This is a genomic window from Vibrio sp. R10-SG3-ISO10 (assembly GCF_059834185.1).
On record NZ_JCBDHG010000002.1, the window covers coordinates 271,521 to 296,211 of the forward strand.

Sequence of the window (24,691 nt, forward strand, 5' to 3'; positions counted from 1 at the left end):
TTTTGAATGTTAGGTGTCTAGTCGACACCCAGTAGTGGTACCAATCCGGACAAATAAACCTTCCGATCATTTCGCAAAGCAATATCGCTAAGATCAAGCCTTGATTACAGCTAGCTTATTGAGCTACTGAAAGAATCTATAGCGATCCTCTCAGCGATTTTAACGAGCAAAACTGACCGAACATTTATTTTGGTTGGTATAGGCTATAAGACGAGAATGGTCACTCAGCTAACGCTTCTCGCAGGCTTTTCGGACGCATGTCAGTCCACACTTCATTAATGTGGGCAAGGCAAGTTTCTTTGTTGCCAGTAACACCAACGTTTTTCCATCCATTTGGAATTGGATGATAAGTAGGCCAAATGCTGTACTGCTCTTGCGAGTTAATAACGACGGTGAATTCTGTGTTTGGGCTGTCAATACTCATAATTTCCTCAACTGATTCGTTGTTTTTTATTGTTTTGATATTTGTCTAAGCGACGACACTTTCTACTGCTTGTTGAGCTTGTGATTTATCCGCAGTATCAAGTTCCGTCAGCTGTCCACTATCCATTTTGAAGATGCGATCGGCCGCATCGAAATAGCGGTCATCGTGGGTAATCGCAATCACAGTCACACCACGTTCTTTTAGTAGCGGCAATAACTGTTGGTAAAATACTTTTCTAAAACGAGGGTCTTGATCTGCCGCCCATTCGTCGAGAAGCATGCAGCCTCGCTGTTCAGCAACGGCCATCAATAACGCAAGACGCTTACGCTGCCCCTGTGAATAACGAACATCCGACAAGCGACCATTCTCTTGAGTCACTTTGTGGCTCATTTCCAGACGGTCCATCCACTCTTTGATATCGGCCTCTGGAACATTTTGGCCTTGTCCATTAGTGATCTGGTGGAACAAGTAGAAATCACTGAACACGGTAGAGAATTGCTGACGGTAGTCAGACCAATTGTGTTCTACCATCTGCTTTCCATTGAGGAGGACGTTACCAGAGTGCGGGCGATAGAGACCTGTTAGCAAGCGAGCAAACGTAGATTTACCGCTGCCATTACCACCAATGATAAAGATCATCTCACCTTGGTTAGCTTTGAAATTAATCGGGCCAACTTTAAATGGCTGATCATCTCCGTCAGCGCGATACTCATAAGTAACCTGTTGAAGGTCAATATAGCTAAAGGGATCAGGAGCCTTGTTCGCTTTAACAAGGCTTTCATTGTCACTTAAATCGAGCGATTCAAGCTTACGCATAGAAATATTGGCGCTAATCAGACCCGGTAGCGCACCGACCGCCGCCATAAGCGGCATACGCATAAACAAAATAACTAATGCAAAGGTAGAAGCAACGTCAAAACCAGCCCAACCTAAACCCAGCGCTAGATAAAAGTTGAGGCCAATCAGTGCCAGTACAATCGTGTTAGCCATGTTAGCAGCAAAACCATTGTAGATGTCCGCTTTTGTCACCTCATCACGGTAGCCCGCAGCATTGGGGCTGAATTCATCTTCGAAGTAACGACGAGCTCGATTAGGGTTAAGCGATAGCTCTTTGCGTCCATCGATCAATGCCTGATAGTCGTGGTATAGCCTATCTTCGAGTTCACGAACCTGTCGAACATGGAAAGTGATACGTGTAACGAGTCCGTAGCCGATAACGCCCGTCGAACCGAGCATCAACAAACTGACGCCAAATAGTGGCAATGACAAGAAAGCCAAATAAGATAAGGCAACGACAGTCAATACCAATCCGTAAATCATTTCGGGCAGAGTGACAAAGGCGATGGTGATATTGCGAATGTCTGTATTTAACGAAGCTAATACACCTGCGCTACCGACATCCTCAATTTGTTCGATATCAGTGTTGATCAGTTGTTTCACCAATTGGCACCGCTTGGCAAAGACAAATTGATGGCCTAACTTGTGAAGTGAAACCTGTGCAACCGTTGCAGTGACGAGCAGCAGCACTAATAATCCGGCAAACTGCCAGATAGCACTATGTACGCTCGTTGTTTGACTGAGAAGTTCATACTGTATGAATGCGATGACACCGATGCTAAGAAATGCACTGGTGACACTAAGTAAAATGACAAGCGCTAAGGCTTTGTATTGTTTATGAGCCAACTGGAAAAGTAACTTCATCCTAGTTCCATATATTAATTATTATTTTGATTATCATTAAAGAGCAAAGAATGAGGGAAATATGAGCATCATTTCCCCCAAATCGATTTCAGAGTCTACGAAGTCCCCACATTAGGTACATACCACCAATCAAAGATGCTACTAGACCTGCAGGAATTTCTTGTGGATACAGCATCTGACGACCTAGCCAATCCGCCAATAGCATTAGACCCATGCCGACAAGTGAGGAACAGATAAGATGTTCACGAGCGCGACTAAACCCAAACAAGCGTGCTAAATGGGGAGCCATCAATCCAATAAAACTAAGGGGGCCAACAACTAATGTCGCGCTCACTGTCAGCAAAGCAACGAGCAACAACAATAAGCCTCTCGCCTGACTGACCTTAACACCCAGAGCACGCGAACTTGCCTCTCCTAGTGGCAGAATATCTAGCCATCGAGCGGTCACAAAACTCAGCCCTACTAGAACGATAGCAGCGACAGCCAAAGGAATAAGTGTTGCTTCGGTAACGTAATAGGTAGAACCAGAAAGCCACGCTAATACTTGATAGCTTCGAGGATCTCCTCCTGCCAGAACAAAACTTTGTACTGCATTCATCAGTGCTGTAATAGCAACACCTGTCAGCAAAACACGCTCAGGCTGATAGCCCGACTTGCGGTTGAGCAAAACAATCACAGACAGAGAGGCCAAAGCGCCTAACAGACCACCTAAGTACAAACCGATTAAGCTCACGCCAATACCGGAGAACATTGCGATAATTAGCCCCAAAGCCGTACCAGAACTGATCCCTATCACTTCAGGACTCGCCATTGGGTTGCCGCTTAGCCTTTGGATAACGGTACCCGCGCAAGCAAGCATCACCCCAGCCAACGCTGCAGCGACTAATCTCGGCCATCGCCATTCTAATAGGTTCCACTCGCCAGAGGAGACTAACCATTGCCAGCCTGAGCTCTGAATCGACGTGGTACTAAAAACAAACAAAACAATGGGTAGTAAGATAGCAACTAAGGCGATCGCATTTCGATTGAGCGATTTCACTTGTTCACTATGGCGCGTCATCACTGTTTGCGTCTGTGTTTGACTGCGCATTGATAACCTAGGCAGCAGCCAAAGTAATAAAGGTGCACCTAGTGCCGCAGTGGCTGCACCAGTAGGAATGATCATGGCGGCAATGCCAGGAAGCTGCTGAATAAGTAAGTCAGTGAGTGTCAGTAATAAACCACCTAACAGCATAGAAACAATAAGTTTAGGTACTAACCTATGGACACCAGTTGCACGAGTAATAGCCGGTGCCGCCAATCCAACAAAACCGATTACACCAACCTTTGCGACCACCCAAGAAGTGAGTAGCACAGCTAAGCCAAGACAGATTACCCGCAATTTAGCCAATGAAACGCCTAGACTCTTAGCGCCTTCTTCCGATAACTCCAATAAGGTTAATGGTTTAACGAATAAGAAAGAGATACCTATTGCAAGCGCTAACCTTGGTGCAAGATAAGTAATATCTGCCCATCCTGTCTGAACAAGAGAGCCCGCACCCCAAATCATTAAACCCGCTAACTTGTCTTGGTTCATCATCAGTAGAACCGTACTGACCGCTCCAAAATAGAGGTTGATCACTAGACCAGAGACAACGACGACGGTGGGTGATAAAGCACGACGCCAGGATAGTGCAAACACCAAGGCCATGGTACCGACACCACCAACCAGCGCGATAAGAGACTTAGAAAAAGTCAGCAACCATGGAGCGTATAAGGTTGCCAGCATCAGCGCAAAACTTGCACCACTCGCCACTCCTAAAGTTGAAGGAGAAGCCAGTGGGTTACGCAGAACTTGTTGCATCAAAACCCCAGCAGCGGCTAATGCAGCACCAGCAATTAATGTCGTAAAGAATCTAGGCCACCAAGTGAGATGAAGCTTAACGGATTCCGGAGACATCCAATCCGCTTGAAACAAACTGTTAATACCCGAAGAAAAATCACCTGATGTGTTTAACTGGAATCCAACAATTGCCAGCGTAAATGCCGCAAGTATCGCAACAAGACTTAGAGATAGAATTCTCATTGTGTTACCTCTTCAGTCAATGCAGCCGTGATCAGATTGGCAAAACGCAACGCGGAAGGCAGACCGCCAAAGCTCCAAGTCGGCTCAACCAATAATGAAGGGTGACCTGTTTGCTTAACTAAATATTGCCAGTATTGATCTTGTGCTAGATGTTCTTTAACTCCCGCAGGCAGCGGCTCAATCACTACAATCTGCCCTTCAATACCCTGTAACTTGTCGATACCTGTTAAATTGAAGCCCCACGCATTGGTTTCTTTGTTCCAAGCGTTTTGAATCCCGAGTTGATTCAACGCCACTTTATAAATGCTATTTTCCCCAAACACGCGCACATGCTTGGTATCCATAAACTGAACAAGTAACACCGGAGCAAGCTTGGGTGGCAGTTTGCTCTTAAGCGATTTTAACTCTTTTTCGCTGTCTGCGATTAGATCTTCGGCTTGGCTTTCCACATGAACTTCTTTTGCCATTCGACGTGTAAAATCCGTTACAGCCTCCCAGTTCACCTCTCCCACCTTGTACAAGCCGAGAATTTTTACCGGTGCAATACGAGAAAGCTGATTTTCGAGCGAGGAGAAGCGCGGAGAAAGAAAAATAGTGTCTAGCTCTAATTCTGAAAGCCTTTCTAGATTAGGCTGAGTTCTTAGTCCTACATCGACCGTTTCATCCGGAATCTTGGGGCTTCTGACCCAATCGTTGTAATCAGATTGCTGCGCAGACGCGACTGGCGTAATGCCTAGCGCAAGCATGGTTTCGGTTTGAGACCAGTCAATGGACATAACTCGCAACGGGGTATCTGAATGCTTATCTTTCGCCAATGCGGGCGTCACCATTATAGACGCTAACAGGCAAAGAGTAGTAACTGCTTTAAAACCTAGCATGGCATTGCCACCGGATATCCTGCCGCATGATCCGTTATCTGCATTTTAATTCCGTAGATATCGTGCAATTGAGGTTCGGTGAAAACTTCCGATACCGAACCTTGCGCAATCATCTTACCACTATGCAGCGCGACAATATGATCGCAAAAGCGCGCAGCCATATTAATATCGTGAATTACGATTAACACACCTAATTCAAGCTCAGTCGCGAGCTTTTTGATCAGTTCGAGCATTTCCACTTGATGAGCGATATCTAGTGCTGACAAAGGTTCATCAAGGAGTAAATATTGTGTCCTTTGTGCCAATAGCATGGCTAACCAAACTCGCTGCCGTTCACCGCCCGACAACGTATCCACAAGGCGATCTGCATACTTAGTGGTATCGGTCATTTTCATGGCTTGTTCAATGAACTGCTTGTCTTGGCTCGTTAAACGCCCAAGTAAGCCGTGCCATGGGTAGCGACCAAAACTGACTAGATCTTTGCCCGATAAACTATCTGTTGGTGGAAGATGTTGAGGAAGATAAGCAATTTGCTGAGCGAATTTTTTATCAGACCACTGAGAGACGGATTTGCCCTGCAACACGACATCGCCATCGGTTGACTTCTGTTGTTGGGCAAGGAGTTTAAGTAACGTCGATTTACCTGAGCCATTATGACCGACAAGTGCGTAAATTTTGCCTGGTTCAAAATTCATATCAAAATCTGACAGCAGCGCTCTGTCACCAACGCTAAATGCTAGCTTTCTAGCTTCGAGCATATCATTTCCCTTAAACTCTCTTTTTACATAGGGTTAATCAATAGAACACGACTGATTAACAAGGTGGAATTTATATAACAGTAAATACATAAATGCAAACCATTTTCATTTGCATTTATTGGTAATATTGTTAGGGTAATCCGCGGTTGTAAAAAGAGTGAGTTGGTAAAGAGCAATGGACAAACGATTGGCATCAGTTATTTTATCGAAAACATGGTTGTCCCTATGTCCAAACTATTCTTTTACCCTAGCGAACCGAAGCATCGATGTCTGCGTCGTTAAATTCGACACCTCGCAATTTTTGTTAGATTCGAATATTTCACAGTGGCTACCGTTACAGATAAGGCAAGCCCATCATAAACGCCAAGCAGAATTCATAGCAGGTCGTGTTGCAGCTCACTATTCAATGAGTGCAATTGGTCAATATCAAGGCGTTGAAATCAACCCAGATCGCTCTCCGCTTTTCCCAGAGGCACTAAAAGGATCAATCTCTCACAGTCAAAACCTTGCTATCGCTGCAACAATTCCAAGTGAAGCGATTCCTGATACTTACTTAGGTATCGACATCCAGCACTGGTTTTCACGTGAAGAAACAGAAGACGTCGCGACTCTTGTTTGCAAAGATGTAGAAATAGAAAGGCTGCAAGATACTCATCTTTCTTATCAGCAGAAAGTGACTCTGCTATTTTCTGCCAAAGAAGCGCTTTATAAAGCCATCTACCCACAGGTAAAAGAAGTCCTTGATTTTGATGTCGTTGAGCTAGTGGATGTAAGCACTGATCATTTAGTGTTTTCTCCATCACCTCGCTTACTAAGAAGGAAAGTCTTCCCTTTACTCCTATGCCATTACAAACTGTGTGAAAACTACGTCTTGTGCGTTGCCGAGGCGTGACAGGGACTACACCTCAACGAACGAATCCCTATGCAATGCTCGTTGTTATTGGGTAGTGGTCCGATAGTTTTTCAACGACCACGCTCGGCCCACTTTTTATTTCTATAGATCTAGATGCGAACGCATCAAGGCTTGCGCCGCTATTGTGCGTTCTCCTTTTAAACGTATGAAGACTATAGATATCCGGACGATAACTTGTTCCAACATTTATGTTGTTTTCTTCCCCATTGAAAAGGATGTTGAAATCTCCTCCCAACAAATACTTACCATCTGTCCCAACCAAGGTTTTTGTAGCGTACACCAAACTTGCTGTAAGATCCGTACCTCCAACACCTCCCGATGTTGCGTGTATCGTCGATAACCAAACATCGCCAACCAATACACTTATAATCGGGCGGCCCGAGGTGGAAAGGTACGCTATATCGTATTTAGATTGCTTATTTGTAATAATTGCCACAGAACATCTATTATTCAATGCTCCCGCTTGGAGTGACCCAATAACACTCTTTCCTGCAAATTGGTTTAGCGTAGCGATTGTCCCACACTCTTGTACCATAACGACATCATAATGTGCGCACATCGTCTTTAACGTCAGGTCTTTGTCTGCATTGCTCGCTACACCACCCTGCATATTCCAAGAGATTACTGAGATAGGCATTTATCCTCCAACTATATCCATCTGACCACACTCATTGCTCAATGAGAGAGTACGCTTAACCAATATCTTATTCAACATAACACATAATGTGTACTAAAGTTGCCGGATGTGAGCAGCTTACGAGCTTCGGATACTAGGCTGATCGAGACTTGATACGCCGTCGTTAGAAGTAGTTCACTAAGAAATACCTTGTTGGGCACCTATTAGTTGGTGGTAGATTAAATAGCGGGCTCGCTACAGTCGCATTAAAACCAATTGTTTGATTAGGACCAAGCAACAAAAAGCCGCAGATGCGGCTTTTTATCTTTCTCCAAGAAACCATAGCCTACCTGCTAAGTTTCTGAACATACTTGTTTTTGTACACTTGGTGGTGCTGGCTCATAATGACTTAAGCTCATGTTAAAGCTGCCTTCACCTCCCGTTATTGAGCGTAATCGCCTTGCATAATCTTGCAGTTCATTAATGGGTGACTTGGCTTGCAGCAAGGTATAGTTCGCGTCAATCTGCTCTGTACCCTCAATTAAGCCGCGATTACCCGACAAATCTCCCGAAACATCACCGACATATTGGGTTGGTATCGCCAGTTCCATCTGCACAATCGGCTCTAATACTATCGGCCCCGCTTCTTGGACTGCTTTTAAGAAGGCTTTTTTACCTGCAATCACAAAGGCGATTTCTTTCGAATCAACAGAATGGTACTTGCCGTCAAACACCGTCACCTCAATATCTTTGATCGGATTCCCTGAAATCGCACCTTCTTCTAACGCTTGCTTAATTCCCTTTTCAACGGCTGGAACAAGCGCGGTAGGAATCGCACCACCAACCACTTTGTTAATGAACTTAAAGCCTGAGCCTCGCTCAAGTGGCGCAACTTTTAGCTGTACTTCACCAAACTGCCCTGCACCGCCGCTTTGCTTTTTGTGACGATACTGAGCTTCGGCAGGTTTAGTAATGGTTTCGTAGTACTCAACGCTAGGCTGACCGGTTTCTACTTCAAGCTTGTAGACCGATTGCATCTTCTCTAACGCCACCTTAAGGTGGAACTCCCCTTGCCCGCTGATGATGGTCTCATTGGTACGCGCTCTATGTTCAATCCTCAATGAAGGATCTTCACTTGCGATTTTATTCAGCACATCACTAAGCTTTTGTTCGTCTCCACGTTTGATCGGTTTCAAACACAGTGAATACATCGGCTGTGGGAAGTTAAGTGTTTTTAGCTCAACATCATCTTCGTCATGAGAGTCATGCAAAATAGAGTCAAACTCTAGTTCATCCACTTTTGCCAATACGCAAAAGTCGCCTGCTAATGCTTGGTGGATCTCAGTACGTTCTTTACCTTGCAGCTGGTATAAGTGGCCAACTTTAAAGGCTTTATTACGCTCTCCAACATAAAGCTGACTGCCCGCATTGATCTCACCTTGGAAGACGCGAACGTAGGCAAGTTTGCCCATATAAGGATCAACGCTGACCTTATAAACGTGCGCAACGGTGTGCTCTAATGTTTCGCAGTTCACTTTGACTTTGTTGCCGTTTTTCTCTAGCAAAGGGGGATTGCCTTCATTTGGCATCGGCATAATTTCAGACAGAGTTCTAAGTAGTAGATCCACTCCTGCACCTGTCTCTGCTGAGACAAAACAAATTGGGATGATATGCCCGGTTCTTAACGCCTCTTCAAACGGGTCATGCAGTTGTTGCGGCGTTAGCTCCGAACCTTGCTCTAAATAGAGCTCCATTAACTCTTCATCAACCTCAATCACTTGATCGATAAGTGTTTCGTGAGCCGCTTCGACATCGTTGATCAGCGTTTCTACATTCATGTTTGGCTCAAAGAAACAATCAACCACCGCTTTTCCATCAGCCGTAGGCAAGTTAATCGGCAAGCAGTAGTCCCCAAATTTATCGCTGATTTCATCCAGTAGCTGAGAGAGCTGACTCGCCGTAACATCAAGCTTATTGATGATGATCATTTGGCATTTTTTCTGCTCTTGGGCAAAGGCAAATAAACGTTGAGAGGTTTGAGTAATAGGCTGTTGAGGGTCGATGATAAGCGCTGAGGTTTCTACCGCGGGAAAGACACTTAACGCCCGACCAAGCAGTTCATTTTGCCCCGGAGTGTCTATGATGTTTAGTCGATGCTTGTCATAGCGCATAGTCACAGGGGTAGCTTCGATACTATGTTGATACTGAATCGACTGGGCATCAAAGTCTGTAATGGTATCGCCTTTTTCAACCTTTCCTAGGGTTCTTGTTGCTTGACAGGTATGGAGAAGCTTTTCGATTAAAGTGGTTTTGCCAGTACCCGTTTGACCAACAAATGCGATATTTCGAATCTTATTGATAGGCATAGAGCCTCCTTGCAAAATGAGTTTCGGAACGTAGTGAGCACTAGAGCGGCGGGCTTACCGCCTACTCGTCTTCCATGTCATTTTGCGGATCACTCTATGCATAAAGACCAACTTCAGCTTTTATTGAAGATGAGTTTAGCATGCATCAAATAACCCCATTTTAATGTGACTTATTTCATAGCCAAAGAGGTTGAGATTTGAGCTGCATCAATTGAGAGTGAATTGGTTATAATGAAGTCACTTTAATGCACTTTATTGGTTGAAATAAAACGTAATCAACCAAGACGAGCTTTTCATTCATGCCCGCACTTTACTTGCTACGCGATAGTACAATTTATGGCGCGTTTAGGCATAACTGTGACTAACATCAGAATCAACAACCTAAATAATACCAGTATCCATTTCGATAAAACTTATCAATAAGTTAAAGTTTACTTTCTCTGTAACTATTTGGAAGCTCCATTTGGTTAAATCATTGAATTTTAGTGGGTGATAGAAAGACAATTATCCGGAGCTAAATATTTGTCGCGAGCGTTATTGCGTAAGAGTTGATTTCATAACAGAGAAGAATTCTGCCTCGATTGCAGTGTGAATAACATGAATACAATTACGGTCTAATTAAGCTATGAAAAAAGTCTTTTCCATACTTCTACTTATGTTGCTCAATGGATGTAGTACTACGCATTATGAAGAAAATAACAAAACCATGGATCTTGATAGAAATTACTTCATTGGCGAATGGGTCTGTGCCCCTAAGTACAAAGACGAATTTGCTCTTTTTAGTGATATACAGATATATCGAAACTATAAGGAAAATGGAGTACTTCACGTAACAGCTAAATTGACTATGCCAAGTGAAAACTTAGACTCCCCACTAACGGTAACAGCTAAAAGCGAAGGTGTTTGGATGCGAGATCCTTTCATCACTGATTTAACAGAGTTCCACCACAAATTTGCGGTTGAGACAAATAAAGAAACCTTCAGAAAGAAACTTACGCGGTTGCTAGAGAATGAAAGCACTCTAGAAGAAATGATTAATATAACTGTCGAACCACATAGTAGCAGTTCAATGACACTGACGTTGCCTGGAACTCACCTTAGTTGTGATAAAGCTAAGCCTTCCGCTTCAACTGATAGCAATGAATAGTGGTACGTTGCGAATCAAAATTATAAATTTAAAGGGTTTTATCTATGAAGAACGCGTTAATCTTAATGTACATAGCTATCCTACTGTCAGCTTGTGCTACTCAAGAAGGTACGTTCACGAGATGGGAGCGAGACCGGCAGGCTTTCCTTGAAACCGAATTTTCTTCTCTCTCTTTACAAGAAATAGAAAATGAGGCCCGAAGTGGGTATGACACTGCTCAATTTCATTTAGGACAGTTGTACGAATATGGTGAAGGCGTTGAAAAAGATTATCGCAAAGCTGAACATTGGTATCGCAAAGCAGCAATGCAAGGAAATAAATTTGCTCAAGATAGTATTGCCTGGTTGTACCAAGATGGCATTGCCGGTTTTAACAACTTAGCGGCTTCCACACGCTGGTATCGCTTGGCCGCTGAACAAGGTTACGCTCCTTCCCAAAATAGCCTTGCTTTCGCATATCAATACGGTACAGGAACGACTCGAGACTATAACAAATCCATTTATTGGTTTATGAAATCTGCCGAGCAAGATTATGCCCCAGCACAAAGAAACATGGGAATAGCCTACAAGAATGGTTACGGCGTAGAAAAAGATTCTTCTAAGGCCATACATTGGTTTCTCACCGCTGCGAATAATGGCGATGGAAACGCAGCTAATATGTTGGGAATTATTTACAGAGACGGCATAGGTGTACAACCAAACAAGGTACTTGCTTGGCAATGGTTTAAAAAAGCAGCAGATAGAAACAATTACAATGGCAGACAGAATTTGCTTGCCTTCGATGAATTCTCTTTCGAAGAGTATTCAGCGTTGGCCCAAAAAGGGGATCCAAATGCGCAGTTACAACTATGTCATATGTATTTCCATGGTGAACAGATCGAAAGTGATTACAACAAGGCCGTCGACTGGTGCACTCAGTCTGCTATGAACGGTCAAGTCGATGCACAGGAAGATCTCGCGAAGATGTTTCTCGGAGGTCTGATAATCAAACAGGACTATCAGAGTTCGTACATATGGTCCAAGATCGCAGCTCAAAAAAATCAAGGAGCCAAAACAATTCTGACAACCCTAAAAAGAGAATTGACTGAATCTGAAATTAACGAAGCTGAGCAAAAATATGCCCTTTGCTTAAATATCAAACCAAACTATAGCAACTGCCCAATTCCCATTCTTTTAGATTGAGTGACTACCCTTTGATTTGAGCGAGCAACAAAACCAAACTGTATATCTAGGAAAAAAAGAGCCGCTAAAAGCGGCTCTTAATAGTTCGTATTTTCCGAAGAGTTATCAAATTACTCTTTACCGAAAACGTTGTTCTCTTGCTCTTGTACGCGGATAAATGTTGTACGCTTAGTTAGCTCTTTAAGCTTTGCTGCGCCTACGTAGGTACACGTTGAACGAACACCACCAAGGATGTCTGAGATAGTACCGTGTACTGAGCCGCGGTATGGCAATAGTACGGTTTTTCCTTCAGCTGCGCGGTACTTAGCCACACCACCTGAGTGCTTGTCCATTGCAGACTGAGAAGACATGCCGTAGAACTTCAAAAGCAAACAACAAAGGCGTTATATTTCAATCATATAATTAAATTAACATGTATATAAAAACAGTTAAAAATGGCGATTCGACCCCCTATTTGACGTAGTTTTTCAATGAGTGTCGCCACTTTTGTCGCCACTTTGTAAAGAGACTACTGGAGGTTGAACCACACTTACAACGCCACCAAAAACAATAAGAAACAACTTAACATTCACCATATCAATAATATAGAATGAGCCCCTTCTTGTTCTGTGCTTATGTAAGCTCCGGCACCATACTCCTAGAAGTAAGAAAAAATAGATAAAAGGACTATCATGTTGCCAAAGCGTATTAAGATAAAGAGCCAACTCCTTGTTGCTCTATCTTTTTCTTTAGTGGGTTGCTCAAGCTATCCAAAATTTGAAAAACCAGCAGAGTACACTCCTCCTAACCACGACTACGCAAGCGTGTCATTCTATCAGTCAGTGGGTCTAAAAGGCTTTCAATATGACCCTAACGGCAATAAATATACCTCAGCTCAGAAGCTCCGTTTTACTGAAAAAGAGTACTCCGTTTCAGTATTTACTGACCACGATAGCTGCAAAGACCAAAAGAAGGTTAATTTTAGAGACATACGAGAAACGGCATACAATCGGCTACCGCTCCCAAAGAGTGAATTAGCGACAATCAAAATCAAATGGCGATCCGCAGGTTTATCATGTGAAAATCTAGTCACCTTCCCAATAACACGAAGCTCTAGTTACTCTGTAGTCCATCAAATTGGTGTCTATAGCTGCAACGTATTCGTGTACGACGATGCCACTGCCCAGAAGGTATCATTGTACGATCGTCAAAAGGGGAAAGCATCAATCTGGAACAGGCGAACAAATTCAAACTATTGCGAGCCAAAAGATTTAGAACCATCCAAATTAGTAACATCTTCTTATGATAAGTTAACTGGTAGCTTCAAACCTTAGGCTACACTCGCCCAAAAGTTTCGTAACCCTAAACATCGCCGAGCCTAAGCTCGGCGTTTTTCTTTAGAACGGGCTGTTAGCCTGATACTTGGCCAGCACTTTACGAACGTTCTCCCATAGCTCATTTAGGTCTCGATACTCTAGGTAGAAACCGCTGTCGATGAATTCGGAGCCACTGGATTCAAACCACGGTTTGTCTTCACCTTTGCCCCCTATTCCTAATTCAAACTTCGCGCAGAACTTCCCGCCTTTTGGTCTTATCTGAAACTTGATGTGATATGTCCAGTGGCTTTCTGCTGGGCAACGTTTGTAGAGTGCGGGTAACCAACCGGAGTCGTAGAAGTTAGGTAAACAGGTTTCGGGGAGTTGGTATTGAGCGGGAGGAAGTGTGGGCATGGCGCTGCGGAGTTGATTGGCCATCTGGTTGAATGCGTTGATATAGGCTTCTTTTATCTGCGCTGCTTTCCTACCTGTAAAGCCCATGACCAAGAACATAAAACCATCTTTAGTCATTTCATAAAGAGGCAAAGAGCGTCCTCTCCTGTCTTGATATTCATTGCCCGTAAAATTGCGGTCAATAAATTCTTGTGAACACTCAAGGCTTCTTAGCTTACGCAAAACATCGTCGTGCCGCTTATTAAACGCTTCTGCCACTTTAAGAGAAGTAGTACGGACTTTCTCGCCTTGATTAAAGACAAGATCAGATACAGTCAGGGTAAGGGAAGTTGTATTAGGCATAATGGCCTCCGGAAGATAGTAATGTCTATCACCAACCAGAGGGTCCAATCAATGGGTGGTGAACTGAACAAGGTTGGACCTACCGCTCTTCCGAAACGGCCAGCACGAAGCTGCCCTGCCCAGCCCACCATAAATCAGTTCATTGTCTGCAAATTAGACAAATTCACCATATACAGGTGTGCTAAAGCCGCACATATAAAAAAACCAGCAAAAGCTGGCATCTATGTGCCGGAAGAAACAAAAACGGGGGTCCAATCCCGACACTGGATTTTGCCAGTGCCGTTACAGATTAACGATGTGGAAGATCGGTGTCAAACGTTTAATTCTGTTGCATATAGTGTAAAATACATTCATCCAAACAATCGAACTTAGACACCTAAAACATTGCTAAAGCAACATCAAGTATTTATGTATTTATAAGGAGTTATTCATGACGACCAAAACCATCAGCCCTTCAAGCGAAGTTAGCTCCACTCTAAGGATTGATGGTAAATCTGTTCTCTACTACCGTAATCGCCTCAACCGAATAAAAGAAGTGTTAGAATTGTCAGGGTTAATGACTCCTGATATTGAAGAAACAGTCGAAAGTTTAATAAGTTCTTTCATGCCTCATGAACATGATTTTGAAGAAGAAAGCGCCACATTTGTACCTTACTCGGCCAGCAGCGTAAAAAGACTTGCACACAATCTCTCATTCTTGTTTAACTTTTTTCGCGACGCCGTACCTGAAGATGGTAATGCTAGAGCCGAGGCACACGAAGGGTTAGATATTGTCACTTTGATGCTGCGAGATCTAATCGTTAAGTCAAAAACGCAAAAGTTGGCAATAAATCTCGAAAACAGTCTGACTTCAGAAATAATACGTAGAATAAACTTTTTTGGTGATATATCAGAGTTGTCTAGAAAAGACACAGCCTCATCACTATTAAATGATGACACCGAGGTCAGTAGAATACTGGACACGGTCACAAAACAAGTTTCAGCTTCGGTAGAAAAAGCTAATGCAAAACTAGAAGACAATGCCAATAGAATCAAACAGCAATTTGATGAAGAGTTCAATAAACAGCTAACATCTACTAAAAAAAACATTAGTCAGCACGAAAAGATGTTTGAAAAATCCCATGCCGAGCTTAATGACCTACTAGTTGTTGCAGGAGCGAAAACCCATTCTGTTGGATATACCACTCAAGCAGATAAGGAAAAAAGTATCGCTGATATCTTAAGATGCGTTGGCTCTTTATGGCTCGCTGTTCTTTCTATATTTGCTGCATACGATTTCCATTCAATTCTTCAAGACATTTCGTCAGAAAAGTTTGATTTTGGTATAGCAATCATGCGTTGGTTGGTAGTGTTCTTGATGACCTTACCTAGCATATACCTTCTAAAAGAATCGTCTAGGCATAGGAGCGATGAGCGCCGATATAGAGAACTAGGTGTTCAAATGGCAACTATTAATTCTTATCTTGATGGTTTCACCGATGAAGATAAAGTAAAGATCAAGCACGAGCTGACTAGTAACTTCTTTTCAACGAAAGAAGCAAAAGTAGATGATTCCAGCGTGCCTGACTTATTAAAATCATTTGAAAAAAGCCTTGATGCTGTGATTCATTTAGCTAAGAAGAAGTAACATATAGTTCAATAAACATTACCCAATACACCAACACCCAAATTCAGCTCAGTGCTCCTTTCACTCTCAGCTTTGTCGACCGTGACAGGCTTATCTGAATTAATCCGGAGTTCTACTTCGGATTATTTTCGTTCTATTAGACTAAGTTTCAGTGCACGGTTGCTATATAGCTAACTCAGCTTAATTTCGCAGTCGATTTGCTCAAATCCAATCAAGGTATCCGAGTAAATAAGATCAACAGTTAATCTCTCGTTTCGTTCAAGTAGATAATCAAAGTAACCACGGCATGTTACCGCTCTACCTTTGTCTCTCACAACAACATAAGCACCTTTGCTTCTACCGATAAGCATAGTACCCGATGCTACAACCTCTAGATTCGAGACTATCCTTTCATTTCGGTCGAAATAACGGTCAGATACAGTTAACAATCCAACTGTCAACATCCAAACTAAAAATATGCCATTGCTGCTAGAAAGCTTCTCGCTCCACCTCTTCTTTTTAGGACCATAAAACTTAAACTCCGGTATATCTATATCACTTGTAGTTTGACATTTTGATTCTAGAGATAAGAAAAACACAGCGCCATAGACTAACAGTGCCGACATCACCATGATGAACGCAGAGTATGCATAGTTATGAGTGATCTCAAAATTGAGGTCTGAGAGCAGGAAACACCCAAAAGCTGCGATTGCAAGGTTTACAATAATCGAAAGCAACAACTGTCTAATCCTAAGTGGAGTTTTTATCATTTAATACTATCAAAATGGCATATACATATCTCTAAGGTATTGAAAATAATGATAAGTAAGGCACTCATCTATATCGTAGTCATTTCTAATAGCTGTACCCCAAACTACCCACATCCAAATTTAGCTCGGTGCCCTTTTCACTCTTGGCTTTGTCTACCGCGACGGGCTTATCTGACTTAATCCGGAGTTCGACTTCGGATTTACTTTTCAATGTCTGGCTTGTTAGTGGTTGGTAGGCTTGATATTGCTTTGGCGTAGTCAGATTTCCTGACTGATACGCATGGTATTGTGAGCTGGTTGTTTCACGGCGGTTTGTTGTTTCTTCAGTGGTAATACCGAGTTTGGCGTTTTTGTTTTTAATGCCATCGAGCTTGCTGGCGAGGCTGTCGACTTGTTTACCTGCCTGTTCGGTTTCTATCTTCCAACCTTCTGGAATTAGTGAATCTGGGAGTTTGTTGATAAGGGCTTTGAACTTATCCCATAACCAGCCTACCTTTTCCCCTACCCACTTAATGACCTTATCTAAGCCAACAAACTTATCGACTAAGTAAGTTATGGCGATAATCGCTGCACCTACCGCTGCCACAATCATCCCGATCGGATTAGCCATGATGACGGCGTTAAGGCCAATCATCGCAACTTTAAAAATGGCGAGTGCCGCCACAATGCCTTTGAAATTTTGAGTTACCCAGATAAGCCCTTTACCGAGTAGCGCAAAGCCTCGATACAGGCCATCGACGATTTGAATAAGCTTTTCAATAAACTCGGTGCGCCACTGCGCGTTCTTAAACTTGTCTGAGAAGCGAGTAAAGACTTTGGTGACTTTCTCCATCACTGGTGCAAGTGCAGCAAACTTCATTGAACGAACACTTTCCTGAATTTTCTGTAGTGCGTCGTTGTATGCTTCTGCCTTTGCAGCGTCTTCAGCGCTTGCTCCTCCACCAAGAGCATTAAGTTCTTTACGTGCAGCAGTTAGCCCCTGTGTACCTTCGCGAAGCATGATTAACATTTTGCGTCCATCCTGCCCGAACGCAGCATCGGCAAATGCCATCTGCTCTTGAGGTGACTCTTGCTCTGAGAACGCATCAAGCAGCATTTCGTAGGCTTGCTGGGTATCTTCTGCTCCCTGTAAGTCTTTATAGAGTGAGTTACCGCTTTTCTTAAGAAATGAACCTAGTGCGCCTGTTCCTGTCTCCTGCAATACGCCTAAGCGTTTAGTAAACCTGAGCATAGAGCCAGACAACGCATCGCTTTCAACGCCTGCATGATTGGCTTGGGATTGCATGGCTTGCAGCTCTTCAATTGGCAGGTTCAGGTTACCGGCGACTTTCGCCAGTTTGTCCATCTCGTCTGCAGTACTGTTTACCTCTGAGACCAATCCAGCCAAGCTGACACCACCCAATAAAGCGGCCCCCTTCCCTACCGTGGCAGAGGCAACATTTGGTAAACGTATTGCACCATTGAGCTTTTGAATGGGCTTCATTGCACCCTGTAAGATCGAGTACTTCTTGCTAAGGCGCGCAATCTCTTGGCCGTGCTTCTTGTAACTTCGATTTAACCGATCGCTTTCGCCTTCCAAGTCATACATTTTCACGCCTGTCTGGCTAAGCTGTTTACCTAGCCGAACCAGGTTGTTCTTGTAGCTCGTTTGCTCTGCGTTGAGCTTATCTAACTTATCCTGCTGTTTGCTGATCTTCTCTGTCAGTGCAGCACTTGGGCGCGTCGTCGATGCCGCTTTAGCTTTGAGTTCGGTGAGCTTTTCATTAGTGGCTGCAATCGCGAGGGCGTTCTTACTTATCGCTTTCTGCGAGCTTTTGAATGATGCGATCATACCTAGCGCAGCTGTGTCATCTGCCTGCGCCTTTTGCACCTTCTTGATGACCTTTGCGTAGTGATCTGATTCGCTGGAGATGCCCTTGAGCGGTGCGGATATCTTGTCTTTCATCCCCATCACAACTGACAGATTCATTTTCATGGTGATATCCCTTAATGGTGATGCAAAAAAGAGAGCTTATTCGCTCTCTTTCCGTTCGTGTCTAACTCTGGCTTTTTCCCGAAACAGCAATAAGTCTTCGTAGCTAAGCCTATCCAATTCGCTTGGCTGCCAGCCCAGTACTACTGCTATGTCTGCGTAGTAGTCTTCAACGTATTCGATTACTGTTTCGTGTTGACGAAAAAAGAAGCGATTTCAGTCAGTATCGGCGCCCAGTTCTCTGGCGCTAAGTTGAGCATATCTCGCTCATTCAAGCAGGTGATTCTTGGCACCAAAATCTGCCCTGTTTCGAAATCCATCTCACACACTTTGATGAGGTTTAAGCCCCGCAAGTTGCCCGAGTGCGGTTTGGTGATTTCAAGTTCTTCAATCATCTCGCCATCTTTCTCATGCGGTACTGCCAACTTGACCTTTTTCACTTCACTACTGTGTTTAATCGGTGTCGCCATAGCCCAGTTCTTCCTTCAGTTCTTTGAGTTTGGTTTTGCAGCCGCCTTTGTCCGGGTCCAGCTTCATCACCTGTTCATAGAGTTGGTACGCCAGTTCACGTTCGCCTTCTTCGTAATGCCAGTCACCAACCAAGCGATACATTTTCACTTTCAGTGGTGCATTGGTTGCGAGCTCACCAGATTGCAAATCTTGCACAGCATTGAGCAAGTAACTACGTTCATACTCTTTGTTGGCTTTGTGGGCTTCCAGCGAGTAATTGAACACATAGCCGCAATAGGCTGTCTGGCCGTTCATTTTCCAGTTGTGTGGTGTTTCCAGCCCAGCACCAATGGCATTGCGAAAATCATCGTGAATGGTTTCCAGCAGTCCCAAATCGACATGCCACATGAAGAACCACCACAGCACATCAAGATTGGCGTAATTGCCTTGATGCGTTTCAAGCAGGGTTTCGACGGTTGAGCGGTACTTCTCGATCAAAGACTCTTTGAATGGGTCTTTCTCCTTTGAGCCTGCTAAGGTTCGAACGTAAGATAAATCTTGTTTGAGCATCAATTGGATTTCTTCCCAGGGCTTACTCAACGCCGATGGTCGATTCGGTTGTTCTACCTTCACGACTTTAGGCTTGTTGGTGAGCGCCTGACGCTTCATTAGTATTGAATACATGGCTCGCTCCTTATTGTGGGATCAGCTCGTAACCATAGAACATGACTTCCAGCTGACCTTCCTTCACGGCCAACGTGAGCGGGTCGCCCACCCACGCATCGGTTAAGGTGTAGGTTTTGCCACTGTTCGTCTCGAGCGTGATGTTTTCATCGACGAACTTTTTAATGGCATCTTCATCGGTATTGCTGGCGTGGGCGATGACGCACTTAATGGATGGCGCCTCTTCATAAGACTCGCTGTGGCCAAGCACACCATCGTCACCCATAACTGGTTCACGCTTGAGGTTACCAAAGTTGATTTCCGCGCCTTCTTTGATTGGTAAGCGCCCCAATGAACCGGCATTAAGTACCGCGCGGCTGGTAATTGTTGTTCCCATGGCTTACTTCCTGAATTGAATCTTACCTGCAACGATGATCAGTCCATTCACGAACTGTGGTGAATCCTGATAGTTGATGCGTTGTTTGTTGGTTTGGTCGAGCTCGACAATCAAAGACTTTTTGTAGCCATCGAAATCTTGCACGATGCCCTGATATTCCAGCTCCCGATACAAAGCTAGCAATTCACTTTTGAACATGCTTGGCGTAACAATGACCTGACCGGGAGCGAACTTGGTGCCGTCCTTTGCGACTTTGTGGCGCGCGTATTTGCTCAGGATGCGTGAACGCTGCTTCTGGCGGAAATACATTGCGGTTGCCGGTGTCATGATGTCGAGGTAACTGTTGTCGGCGATACCTGACGCATTCTCGGTATACGCGGTAACGGGGCGCTCAATCTGCACTTCTTTGCTTGGCGTGACCGTGTAAGTCCCCATTCCTTCATGAAGCAGTAAATTACGCTCTGCCCAGTCGAATTCTGTTTCCGCCGTTGAGTACACGCCACTCAGCTTAAGCGTTTGTAGTGGTCGGCATGGGTCATTGGCCAATGAAGGGGCAATTTGCCCTGCCCAAGCGGCAACGGCTTCTGCATCCGACAACACCTGATTCGATGAATCCCCCAAGCTATCAATCGACATAAAGCTGATCAGGGGACAATTGCTTTTCGAACCAAAGGTCACCAGCTCCGACTGTGTACCTTTCTTTGGTAGATACGCCAAACCAGGGATTTGATTGAGCGCGTCGTAGCGCTTTTCCAAGAACTCGCCCAAGTCACGAATAGTGGTCTCGTCATTTAATGAACAAATGATATGGTGATACTGCTTATCGCCCAATGCTGCCAGCGCAGACATGGTGTCATTGCTCGCCACACTCACCGCATACACGGGCATAGTTTCATCCTGCTTGCGGAAGAACTTCACCATCTTAACGATATCTGAATTGCCAAAATGCTCAGCGGCTTTTGCATCATCCATGCAAAGCTTTACTGTGTTCGCCCCTACCGCGGCACCATCGGCAGCATTGCCGATCACTAGGCAAAGTTGCTGGTCTTCAGCACTGTTAGCCAGGCTGTTATCAATCTCGACATACATGCCTGGGACACGAGCATTGCTCGGCACTTCTGAGAAGCTGATACTCATTCTTCAGTCTCCTGTTTTTGTTGTTTCGCCTTAACCTCAACAACGGATTTATCTTTGATTCGGCGTAGCCAGTAGGTATTGCGCGGTTTCACTTCTCCCGCAGCTTTCAGCGGTTGTCTGGTTTCAGGGTCTCGAACCAGTAAGCCTTTGCTGCTCGGCTTAACCTTAAATGTTCGCATTAGGTTGCATCCTCTAGTGCAAAGTGTTCTGCAGCCATCGCCAATAACTCTTTTTCGAGCTGTGGCGTCCAGCCGATAAACGTACGTTTGGGCATGTGATAACTTCGTTTAGTGAGTATTCCGCCCTGCCACTGTCCCACCTTCGAATCGAAGAAGCCGTTTACCCTTGTGGTAAAAGAAAGCTGAGCACCGTCATTGTGCTCGCGGCCAATGACACCCGCAGTGCCCTTTAGTCCAACCTCAAATCCTTTGTCACTGGTTCGTGTTCGTAGTGCCTGAGCAAAACCCAGCAGCATGTCTTTGTTGTTGACTCCATCATCAAGCTGAGTCTTTGGCCTTCGGTTCTGATATGGGGTGTTATTAATGTCTCGCTGCGCTCTGATTTGCTGCCTGAAGAACTGCCGTGCTCGGTTTGCCATTCGGCGGTTTAAGTCATGCTTTTCAGACGCTTTCATAACTAAAACATCTACCAACTGGGTTAACTGTTCTGGGCTTTCCAGCGTTTTCATGGCAAGTCCTCGGTATGGCCAACGAAGTAAACCAGCTCATTCAGTTCATCCGCCTGCGCGGTCGCTTCAAACTCGCTGACACACTCATATCGAGTCCCTTGCTGCTTCCAGTTTCCTTGTTCGCTCTCTGCCAGTGAGTAGCTTTCTCTCAGGTCGATTTTTATCTTGATGTCACATTTGCCACCATCCAGCACCTGAGTCGCAAACGTCGGTGCTGGTAAGCCTTTCTCTGTTCGTTCCGGATCATGATTGTTGAGCCAGTTCACCAAATGCATAAACAGAATGTGCGGTTTTACTCTCGCGTTCTGAACAAAAACAATGGCGGTGTATTCCAGCTCATAGCCGTCGACCAATGGTCCTTGACCACAAAACAGAGCACCATCTTCCACCCATATATCTAAGCTCTTCGAATCAGTAATGTGGCTTTTAAACAGCTCAGTCAGGCTTTGTAGCGCTTGCATCACACCACCTCAAAGCAGTAGGTTTCGTGACCATGAACAAGCAAGTCTATAGCCTGACGATACTGGACTTCGCAATGCTGCTTTTTGTCTGTTAACGCTTCTTGTCGCTGCGCTGCTTCCGCTGTTGCATCCCCACTTAACTGAATACCGATCAACTCACTGGCTGTTAAAGCAAATACCGCCTGCTTGTAGAGCGTTGCGCCTGCTTCTTCATCTTCAAACTTATCCTTTGAAAGTGCGTTTAGGTCATCGTAAAGTGCCATGGCGCACTCCAACTCTTTGTGTACTTTGATACGCGACACGCTCGCTTGATGCAGAATGCCTGCCTCTGTTTCATTGCTCATGAAATGAAACAGAGCCTGAAACTCTGCTAGCTTCATCGCTGGATACTTTGCCGTGGCTGGTAACTCTGAGTCGTAGGTTTCGCTTTTATCGCCGACAAATTCCATCATGGTTCCTCTAAAGAAATGCGGGCAGACAAACACTGAACTCTGCTTCTGCCAAGGCTTCACAGATTGAGTGTTAGAGCCCGCATTGAGGGGGTGGTCGTTTAAGGGCTATACCCAGTTTTCGCCAATCTTCAGTTTGACGTTCTTGAATTCCATCGCGGCTGCTTTGCCGATTTCTTCAATGACGTAAGCCATGTTCATCGACTCGAAGTTTTCGATCTGATCTTTCTCGTCGTTCTTCTTACCCATTGAGCGACGAATCGAGCCTTCCTGAATGTAGATAGACAGGTTGTCGTAGCTGGTCACCATAATGCCGGTTGATGGGAAACCCGCAACCTTCACCGCAGGCAGACCACCGTAGGTTCCAATGACCTGTACTTCCTGAATCTTGCTCTTCTCGCTTGGAGTATTGCCATGCGCTTCGTAGAACTTCGCTTTGTCGTAAGCCAGCAAGTCAGAGCCGATAATCGCAATCAGGTTTGAATCGTTTTCGCACGCATCGTGAAGCAGATTCTTGGTGTTGAGCACCGCTAAATCGAGATTAATGAAGTCACCACCTTCACCGATTCGGATCTCACCGGAATTCGGCTCGATTTCAGTAATGTAGCGCTCAGCGTTATAGTCACGCATCGCCTGAAACCAACCTTTGTTGACGTCTTCACCGTTTGGATTCGAACTCGCATTGGTGTTCTTCTCTACTCGCTCACCGTACCAACCAATGGTGATTTTGTTAGCGTCAATCTGCTCACGCGTATGAGCTGAGATGATTGAGTTGAAGCGTTTGTCGTGCGCCCAGGCATCAAGTTTGTCGTAACGAATAGCGGTATCGAAGTTAGTCTGCTCACACATATACGGCATCGCGCCCATACCTGAGTAGTCTTTCGGTACACGGCGACCTTCACCTGAAGTATCAGTACGACTGGCAATCATGCCCGTTACACCCAGACCGATGGATTCGCCTTTCTGGTTCTTCACCGGAATGATGTTGATCTTCTTCAGGAACCAGTTGCTCTCTCGCATCTGGCCAATGATTTTCTGAGTGCCGTTCGGCGTGACGTTAAACTTCTGGGTCGCGTCATCCACTTCATTTTGCTCAGCGACTTTCTTCACGTAAGCATTGAGCTTGATTTGCGTTTGTTTCTGCATAGTTTTACCTGTTTCTCTTCGTCAGACTGGCGTTATAGGTACTGCTCTTCTTCGCTGTCCTGACCTGCTAGCTTGCGCGGTGTTTCGTCTGTGATTTGGCTAAGCGTTGTCGTCATATCCGACACCTGAGTCGACAACTGCTCCACCTGACCTTTGAGTTCAACGAGCTGATTGCTTTCAGGCTCCTCTTGATCAACCTCTGGCTTTTTCTGTGCGCAAAGGCTTTCGACCAACAGGCCTAAGTTGGTACTGAGTACCTTGTTCTGCTCGATGCTTTGTTTGAGCAGCTCTTCAGTTTCTTTACTCATTTCGCTTTCTTCCTCTTGTTGCGAGAACTGCTCAGGAGACTTTTCACCGCTGAGCCAGCTTTTGAATTTCTGGAATAAGGAGGCATCACTTTCTGGTTCTTCTTGCGAAAGCGCTTGGGGTTCGATCGTAAACTTTGAAAGTACGTGAACCTTGCCATCGTCCTTGCTAGAGAGATGGATTTGAGTTGTACCCAGTGATGCGGGTTTATCGGTCAGAGCCAGTCCGGTTAGATAGGCTTTCTCAGTGTTAGAAAACTTCTCAATGAACTCACAGGATGTATGAAGTAACTGGCCTTGTTCCGTCATGCGTAGCAAATGGGAGTTAGGTTTAATAACCGCGAACAGCTTGTCTTCACGCTTCTCTACCGACAACACCGAACCAAATTTGTAGCTCCAGTCATAGTGCTCTTCATTAATGCGTGCGGTGTACACCTCTGGGTTGTAGGTCTCTGCGATTTCATCAATGATTTTCTGTTCAATAACGCGACCATCAACGGTTGTCCCTGCCTGCAAAATACAAATCGGCTCTGACTGAAACATGTCT

General features: G+C 44.7%; 26 protein-coding genes and 1 pseudogene. 5 read left to right on the forward strand and 22 right to left on the reverse strand.

What is annotated here, in order from left to right:
* Positions 1-220 precede the first annotated feature (220 nt).
* From AC6R16_RS01955 to AC6R16_RS01975, 5 genes are all read right to left on the reverse strand, one after another.
* Positions 221-424: an MbtH family protein gene (locus tag AC6R16_RS01955; RefSeq protein ID WP_500673392.1), complete on the reverse strand. Its 204-nt coding sequence runs from the start codon at positions 422-424 to the stop codon at positions 221-223.
* A gap of 45 nt (positions 425-469) precedes the next feature.
* Positions 470-2,125: a multidrug ABC transporter permease/ATP-binding protein gene (locus AC6R16_RS01960; protein ID WP_500673393.1), complete on the reverse strand. Its 1,656-nt coding sequence runs from the start codon at positions 2,123-2,125 to the stop codon at positions 470-472.
* Between the two features lie 88 nt (positions 2,126-2,213).
* A complete protein-coding gene (gene fhuB, locus AC6R16_RS01965) occupies positions 2,214-4,190 on the reverse strand; it encodes a Fe(3+)-hydroxamate ABC transporter permease FhuB (protein WP_500673394.1) in 1,977 nt (658 codons plus the stop codon).
* The gene (locus AC6R16_RS01970) at positions 4,187-5,068 is read right to left on the reverse strand and encodes an iron-siderophore ABC transporter substrate-binding protein (protein WP_500673395.1); all 882 of its coding nucleotides are present in this window, start codon (positions 5,066-5,068) and stop codon (positions 4,187-4,189) included. Before AC6R16_RS01970 ends, fhuB begins: the two co-directional genes overlap by 4 nt.
* Positions 5,062-5,826, reverse strand: a complete 765-nt coding sequence (locus AC6R16_RS01975; RefSeq protein ID WP_500673396.1) for an ABC transporter ATP-binding protein — start codon at positions 5,824-5,826, stop codon at positions 5,062-5,064. Before AC6R16_RS01975 ends, AC6R16_RS01970 begins: the two co-directional genes overlap by 7 nt.
* Positions 5,827-6,001: 175 nt before the next feature.
* Between AC6R16_RS01975 and AC6R16_RS01980 the strand changes: the two genes are divergently transcribed.
* A complete protein-coding gene (locus AC6R16_RS01980; protein ID WP_500673397.1) occupies positions 6,002-6,718 on the forward strand; it encodes a 4'-phosphopantetheinyl transferase family protein in 717 nt (238 codons plus the stop codon).
* Positions 6,719-6,746: 28 nt separating this feature from the next.
* Here AC6R16_RS01980 and AC6R16_RS01985 read toward each other — a convergent pair whose 3' ends face one another.
* Together AC6R16_RS01985 and fusA are read right to left on the reverse strand one after the other, a co-directional pair.
* Positions 6,747-7,376 (reverse strand): endonuclease/exonuclease/phosphatase family protein, encoded by a 630-nt coding sequence (locus AC6R16_RS01985; RefSeq protein WP_500673398.1) that lies wholly within the window; start codon positions 7,374-7,376, stop codon positions 6,747-6,749.
* A 332-nt stretch (positions 7,377-7,708) separates the two neighbouring features.
* On the reverse strand, positions 7,709-9,721 hold the full coding sequence (gene fusA, locus AC6R16_RS01990; RefSeq protein WP_500673399.1) for an elongation factor G: 2,013 nt from the start codon (positions 9,719-9,721) through the stop codon (positions 7,709-7,711).
* A 625-nt stretch (positions 9,722-10,346) separates the two neighbouring features.
* On the opposite strand from fusA, the gene AC6R16_RS01995 reads away from it, so the two are divergent.
* Together AC6R16_RS01995 and AC6R16_RS02000 are read left to right on the forward strand one after the other, a co-directional pair.
* Entirely contained in the window at positions 10,347-10,868 is a 522-nt protein-coding gene (locus AC6R16_RS01995) for a hypothetical protein (RefSeq protein ID WP_500673400.1), read from the forward strand.
* A 44-nt stretch (positions 10,869-10,912) separates the two neighbouring features.
* Positions 10,913-12,049: an SEL1-like repeat protein gene (locus tag AC6R16_RS02000; protein ID WP_500673401.1), complete on the forward strand. Its 1,137-nt coding sequence runs from the start codon at positions 10,913-10,915 to the stop codon at positions 12,047-12,049.
* Between the two features lie 110 nt (positions 12,050-12,159).
* Here AC6R16_RS02000 and AC6R16_RS02005 read toward each other — a convergent pair.
* Positions 12,160-12,414: pseudogene (locus tag AC6R16_RS02005) on the reverse strand (IMP dehydrogenase); the annotation flags it as partial.
* Positions 12,415-12,720: 306 nt separating this feature from the next.
* Here AC6R16_RS02005 and AC6R16_RS02010 point away from each other — a divergent pair.
* The gene (locus AC6R16_RS02010; RefSeq protein ID WP_500673402.1) at positions 12,721-13,362 is read left to right on the forward strand and encodes a hypothetical protein; all 642 of its coding nucleotides are present in this window, start codon (positions 12,721-12,723) and stop codon (positions 13,360-13,362) included.
* A 63-nt stretch (positions 13,363-13,425) separates the two neighbouring features.
* Here AC6R16_RS02010 and AC6R16_RS02015 read toward each other — a convergent pair whose 3' ends face one another.
* Positions 13,426-14,100, reverse strand: coding sequence for a Rha family transcriptional regulator (locus AC6R16_RS02015; RefSeq protein ID WP_272252428.1), 675 nt, complete (start codon positions 14,098-14,100; stop codon positions 13,426-13,428).
* Positions 14,101-14,530: 430 nt separating this feature from the next.
* Here AC6R16_RS02015 and AC6R16_RS02020 point away from each other — a divergent pair, with 430 nt between their 5' ends.
* Entirely contained in the window at positions 14,531-15,727 is a 1,197-nt protein-coding gene (locus AC6R16_RS02020) for a hypothetical protein (RefSeq protein WP_500673403.1), read from the forward strand.
* Positions 15,728-15,897: 170 nt separating this feature from the next.
* Here AC6R16_RS02020 and AC6R16_RS02025 read toward each other — a convergent pair whose 3' ends face one another.
* The 13 genes from AC6R16_RS02025 to AC6R16_RS02085 all read right to left on the reverse strand — a co-directional run bounded on the left by AC6R16_RS02025 (position 15,898) and on the right by AC6R16_RS02085 (position 24,687).
* On the reverse strand, positions 15,898-16,446 hold the full coding sequence (locus AC6R16_RS02025) for a hypothetical protein (RefSeq protein WP_500673404.1): 549 nt from the start codon (positions 16,444-16,446) through the stop codon (positions 15,898-15,900).
* A 115-nt stretch (positions 16,447-16,561) separates the two neighbouring features.
* Entirely contained in the window at positions 16,562-18,451 is a 1,890-nt protein-coding gene (locus tag AC6R16_RS02030; protein ID WP_500673405.1) for a hypothetical protein, read from the reverse strand.
* A 36-nt stretch (positions 18,452-18,487) separates the two neighbouring features.
* Positions 18,488-18,631 carry a GpE family phage tail protein gene (locus AC6R16_RS02035; protein ID WP_080927273.1) on the reverse strand — a complete coding sequence of 48 codons (144 nt, stop codon included), beginning with the start codon at positions 18,629-18,631 and terminating at the stop codon, positions 18,488-18,490.
* Positions 18,631-18,918 carry a phage tail assembly protein gene (locus AC6R16_RS02040; RefSeq protein ID WP_500673406.1) on the reverse strand — a complete coding sequence of 96 codons (288 nt, stop codon included), beginning with the start codon at positions 18,916-18,918 and terminating at the stop codon, positions 18,631-18,633. Before AC6R16_RS02040 ends, AC6R16_RS02035 begins: the two co-directional genes overlap by 1 nt.
* The gene (gene gpM, locus AC6R16_RS02045; protein WP_500673407.1) at positions 18,902-19,582 is read right to left on the reverse strand and encodes a phage terminase small subunit; all 681 of its coding nucleotides are present in this window, start codon (positions 19,580-19,582) and stop codon (positions 18,902-18,904) included. The genes AC6R16_RS02040 and gpM overlap by 17 nt, the downstream gene beginning before the upstream one ends.
* Positions 19,583-19,592: 10 nt before the next feature.
* Complete coding sequence (locus AC6R16_RS02050) at positions 19,593-19,958, reverse strand: phage tail tube protein (protein ID WP_019274354.1); 366 nt, start codon at positions 19,956-19,958, stop codon at positions 19,593-19,595.
* Between the two features lie 3 nt (positions 19,959-19,961).
* Positions 19,962-21,095 (reverse strand): phage tail sheath subtilisin-like domain-containing protein, encoded by a 1,134-nt coding sequence (locus AC6R16_RS02055; protein WP_500673408.1) that lies wholly within the window; start codon positions 21,093-21,095, stop codon positions 19,962-19,964.
* Positions 21,092-21,274: a DUF2635 domain-containing protein gene (locus AC6R16_RS02060; protein ID WP_152472119.1), complete on the reverse strand. Its 183-nt coding sequence runs from the start codon at positions 21,272-21,274 to the stop codon at positions 21,092-21,094. The genes AC6R16_RS02055 and AC6R16_RS02060 overlap by 4 nt, the downstream gene beginning before the upstream one ends.
* Complete coding sequence (locus AC6R16_RS02065) at positions 21,274-21,783, reverse strand: phage virion morphogenesis protein (RefSeq protein WP_500673409.1); 510 nt, start codon at positions 21,781-21,783, stop codon at positions 21,274-21,276. Before AC6R16_RS02065 ends, AC6R16_RS02060 begins: the two co-directional genes overlap by 1 nt.
* A complete protein-coding gene (locus AC6R16_RS02070) occupies positions 21,780-22,244 on the reverse strand; it encodes a phage tail protein (RefSeq protein WP_500673410.1) in 465 nt (154 codons plus the stop codon). The genes AC6R16_RS02065 and AC6R16_RS02070 overlap by 4 nt, the downstream gene beginning before the upstream one ends.
* Positions 22,244-22,693, reverse strand: a complete 450-nt coding sequence (locus AC6R16_RS02075) for a head completion/stabilization protein (protein WP_500673590.1) — start codon at positions 22,691-22,693, stop codon at positions 22,244-22,246. Before AC6R16_RS02075 ends, AC6R16_RS02070 begins: the two co-directional genes overlap by 1 nt.
* Before the next feature lie 108 nt (positions 22,694-22,801).
* The gene (locus tag AC6R16_RS02080; RefSeq protein ID WP_500673411.1) at positions 22,802-23,839 is read right to left on the reverse strand and encodes a phage major capsid protein, P2 family; all 1,038 of its coding nucleotides are present in this window, start codon (positions 23,837-23,839) and stop codon (positions 22,802-22,804) included.
* Positions 23,840-23,871: 32 nt separating this feature from the next.
* Positions 23,872-24,687, reverse strand: coding sequence for a GPO family capsid scaffolding protein (locus tag AC6R16_RS02085; RefSeq protein WP_272252458.1), 816 nt, complete (start codon positions 24,685-24,687; stop codon positions 23,872-23,874).
* Between the last annotated feature and the right edge of the window lie 4 nt (positions 24,688-24,691).

Coding starts and splice junctions, on each gene's coding strand:
- AC6R16_RS01955 (WP_500673392.1), bottom strand. CDS start 424: ATGAGTATTGACAGCCCAAACACAGAATTCACCGTCGTTATTAACTCG.
- AC6R16_RS01960 (WP_500673393.1), bottom strand. CDS start 2,125: ATGAAGTTACTTTTCCAGTTGGCTCATAAACAATACAAAGCCTTAGCG.
- fhuB (WP_500673394.1), bottom strand. CDS start 4,190: ATGAGAATTCTATCTCTAAGTCTTGTTGCGATACTTGCGGCATTTACG.
- AC6R16_RS01970 (WP_500673395.1), bottom strand. CDS start 5,068: ATGCTAGGTTTTAAAGCAGTTACTACTCTTTGCCTGTTAGCGTCTATA.
- AC6R16_RS01975 (WP_500673396.1), bottom strand. CDS start 5,826: ATGCTCGAAGCTAGAAAGCTAGCATTTAGCGTTGGTGACAGAGCGCTG.
- AC6R16_RS01980 (WP_500673397.1), top strand. CDS start 6,002: ATGGACAAACGATTGGCATCAGTTATTTTATCGAAAACATGGTTGTCC.
- AC6R16_RS01985 (WP_500673398.1), bottom strand. CDS start 7,376: ATGCCTATCTCAGTAATCTCTTGGAATATGCAGGGTGGTGTAGCGAGC.
- fusA (WP_500673399.1), bottom strand. CDS start 9,721: ATGCCTATCAATAAGATTCGAAATATCGCATTTGTTGGTCAAACGGGT.
- AC6R16_RS01995 (WP_500673400.1), top strand. CDS start 10,347: ATGAAAAAAGTCTTTTCCATACTTCTACTTATGTTGCTCAATGGATGT.
- AC6R16_RS02000 (WP_500673401.1), top strand. CDS start 10,913: ATGAAGAACGCGTTAATCTTAATGTACATAGCTATCCTACTGTCAGCT.
- AC6R16_RS02010 (WP_500673402.1), top strand. CDS start 12,721: ATGTTGCCAAAGCGTATTAAGATAAAGAGCCAACTCCTTGTTGCTCTA.
- AC6R16_RS02015 (WP_272252428.1), bottom strand. CDS start 14,100: ATGCCTAATACAACTTCCCTTACCCTGACTGTATCTGATCTTGTCTTT.
- AC6R16_RS02020 (WP_500673403.1), top strand. CDS start 14,531: ATGACGACCAAAACCATCAGCCCTTCAAGCGAAGTTAGCTCCACTCTA.
- AC6R16_RS02030 (WP_500673405.1), bottom strand. CDS start 18,451: ATGAAAATGAATCTGTCAGTTGTGATGGGGATGAAAGACAAGATATCC.
- AC6R16_RS02040 (WP_500673406.1), bottom strand. CDS start 18,918: ATGGCGACACCGATTAAACACAGTAGTGAAGTGAAAAAGGTCAAGTTG.
- gpM (WP_500673407.1), bottom strand. CDS start 19,582: ATGTATTCAATACTAATGAAGCGTCAGGCGCTCACCAACAAGCCTAAA.
- AC6R16_RS02050 (WP_019274354.1), bottom strand. CDS start 19,958: ATGGGAACAACAATTACCAGCCGCGCGGTACTTAATGCCGGTTCATTG.
- AC6R16_RS02055 (WP_500673408.1), bottom strand. CDS start 21,095: ATGAGTATCAGCTTCTCAGAAGTGCCGAGCAATGCTCGTGTCCCAGGC.
- AC6R16_RS02060 (WP_152472119.1), bottom strand. CDS start 21,274: ATGCGAACATTTAAGGTTAAGCCGAGCAGCAAAGGCTTACTGGTTCGA.
- AC6R16_RS02065 (WP_500673409.1), bottom strand. CDS start 21,783: ATGAAAACGCTGGAAAGCCCAGAACAGTTAACCCAGTTGGTAGATGTT.
- AC6R16_RS02070 (WP_500673410.1), bottom strand. CDS start 22,244: ATGCAAGCGCTACAAAGCCTGACTGAGCTGTTTAAAAGCCACATTACT.
- AC6R16_RS02075 (WP_500673590.1), bottom strand. CDS start 22,693: ATGGAATTTGTCGGCGATAAAAGCGAAACCTACGACTCAGAGTTACCA.
- AC6R16_RS02080 (WP_500673411.1), bottom strand. CDS start 23,839: ATGCAGAAACAAACGCAAATCAAGCTCAATGCTTACGTGAAGAAAGTC.
- AC6R16_RS02085 (WP_272252458.1), bottom strand. CDS start 24,687: ATGTTTCAGTCAGAGCCGATTTGTATTTTGCAGGCAGGGACAACCGTT.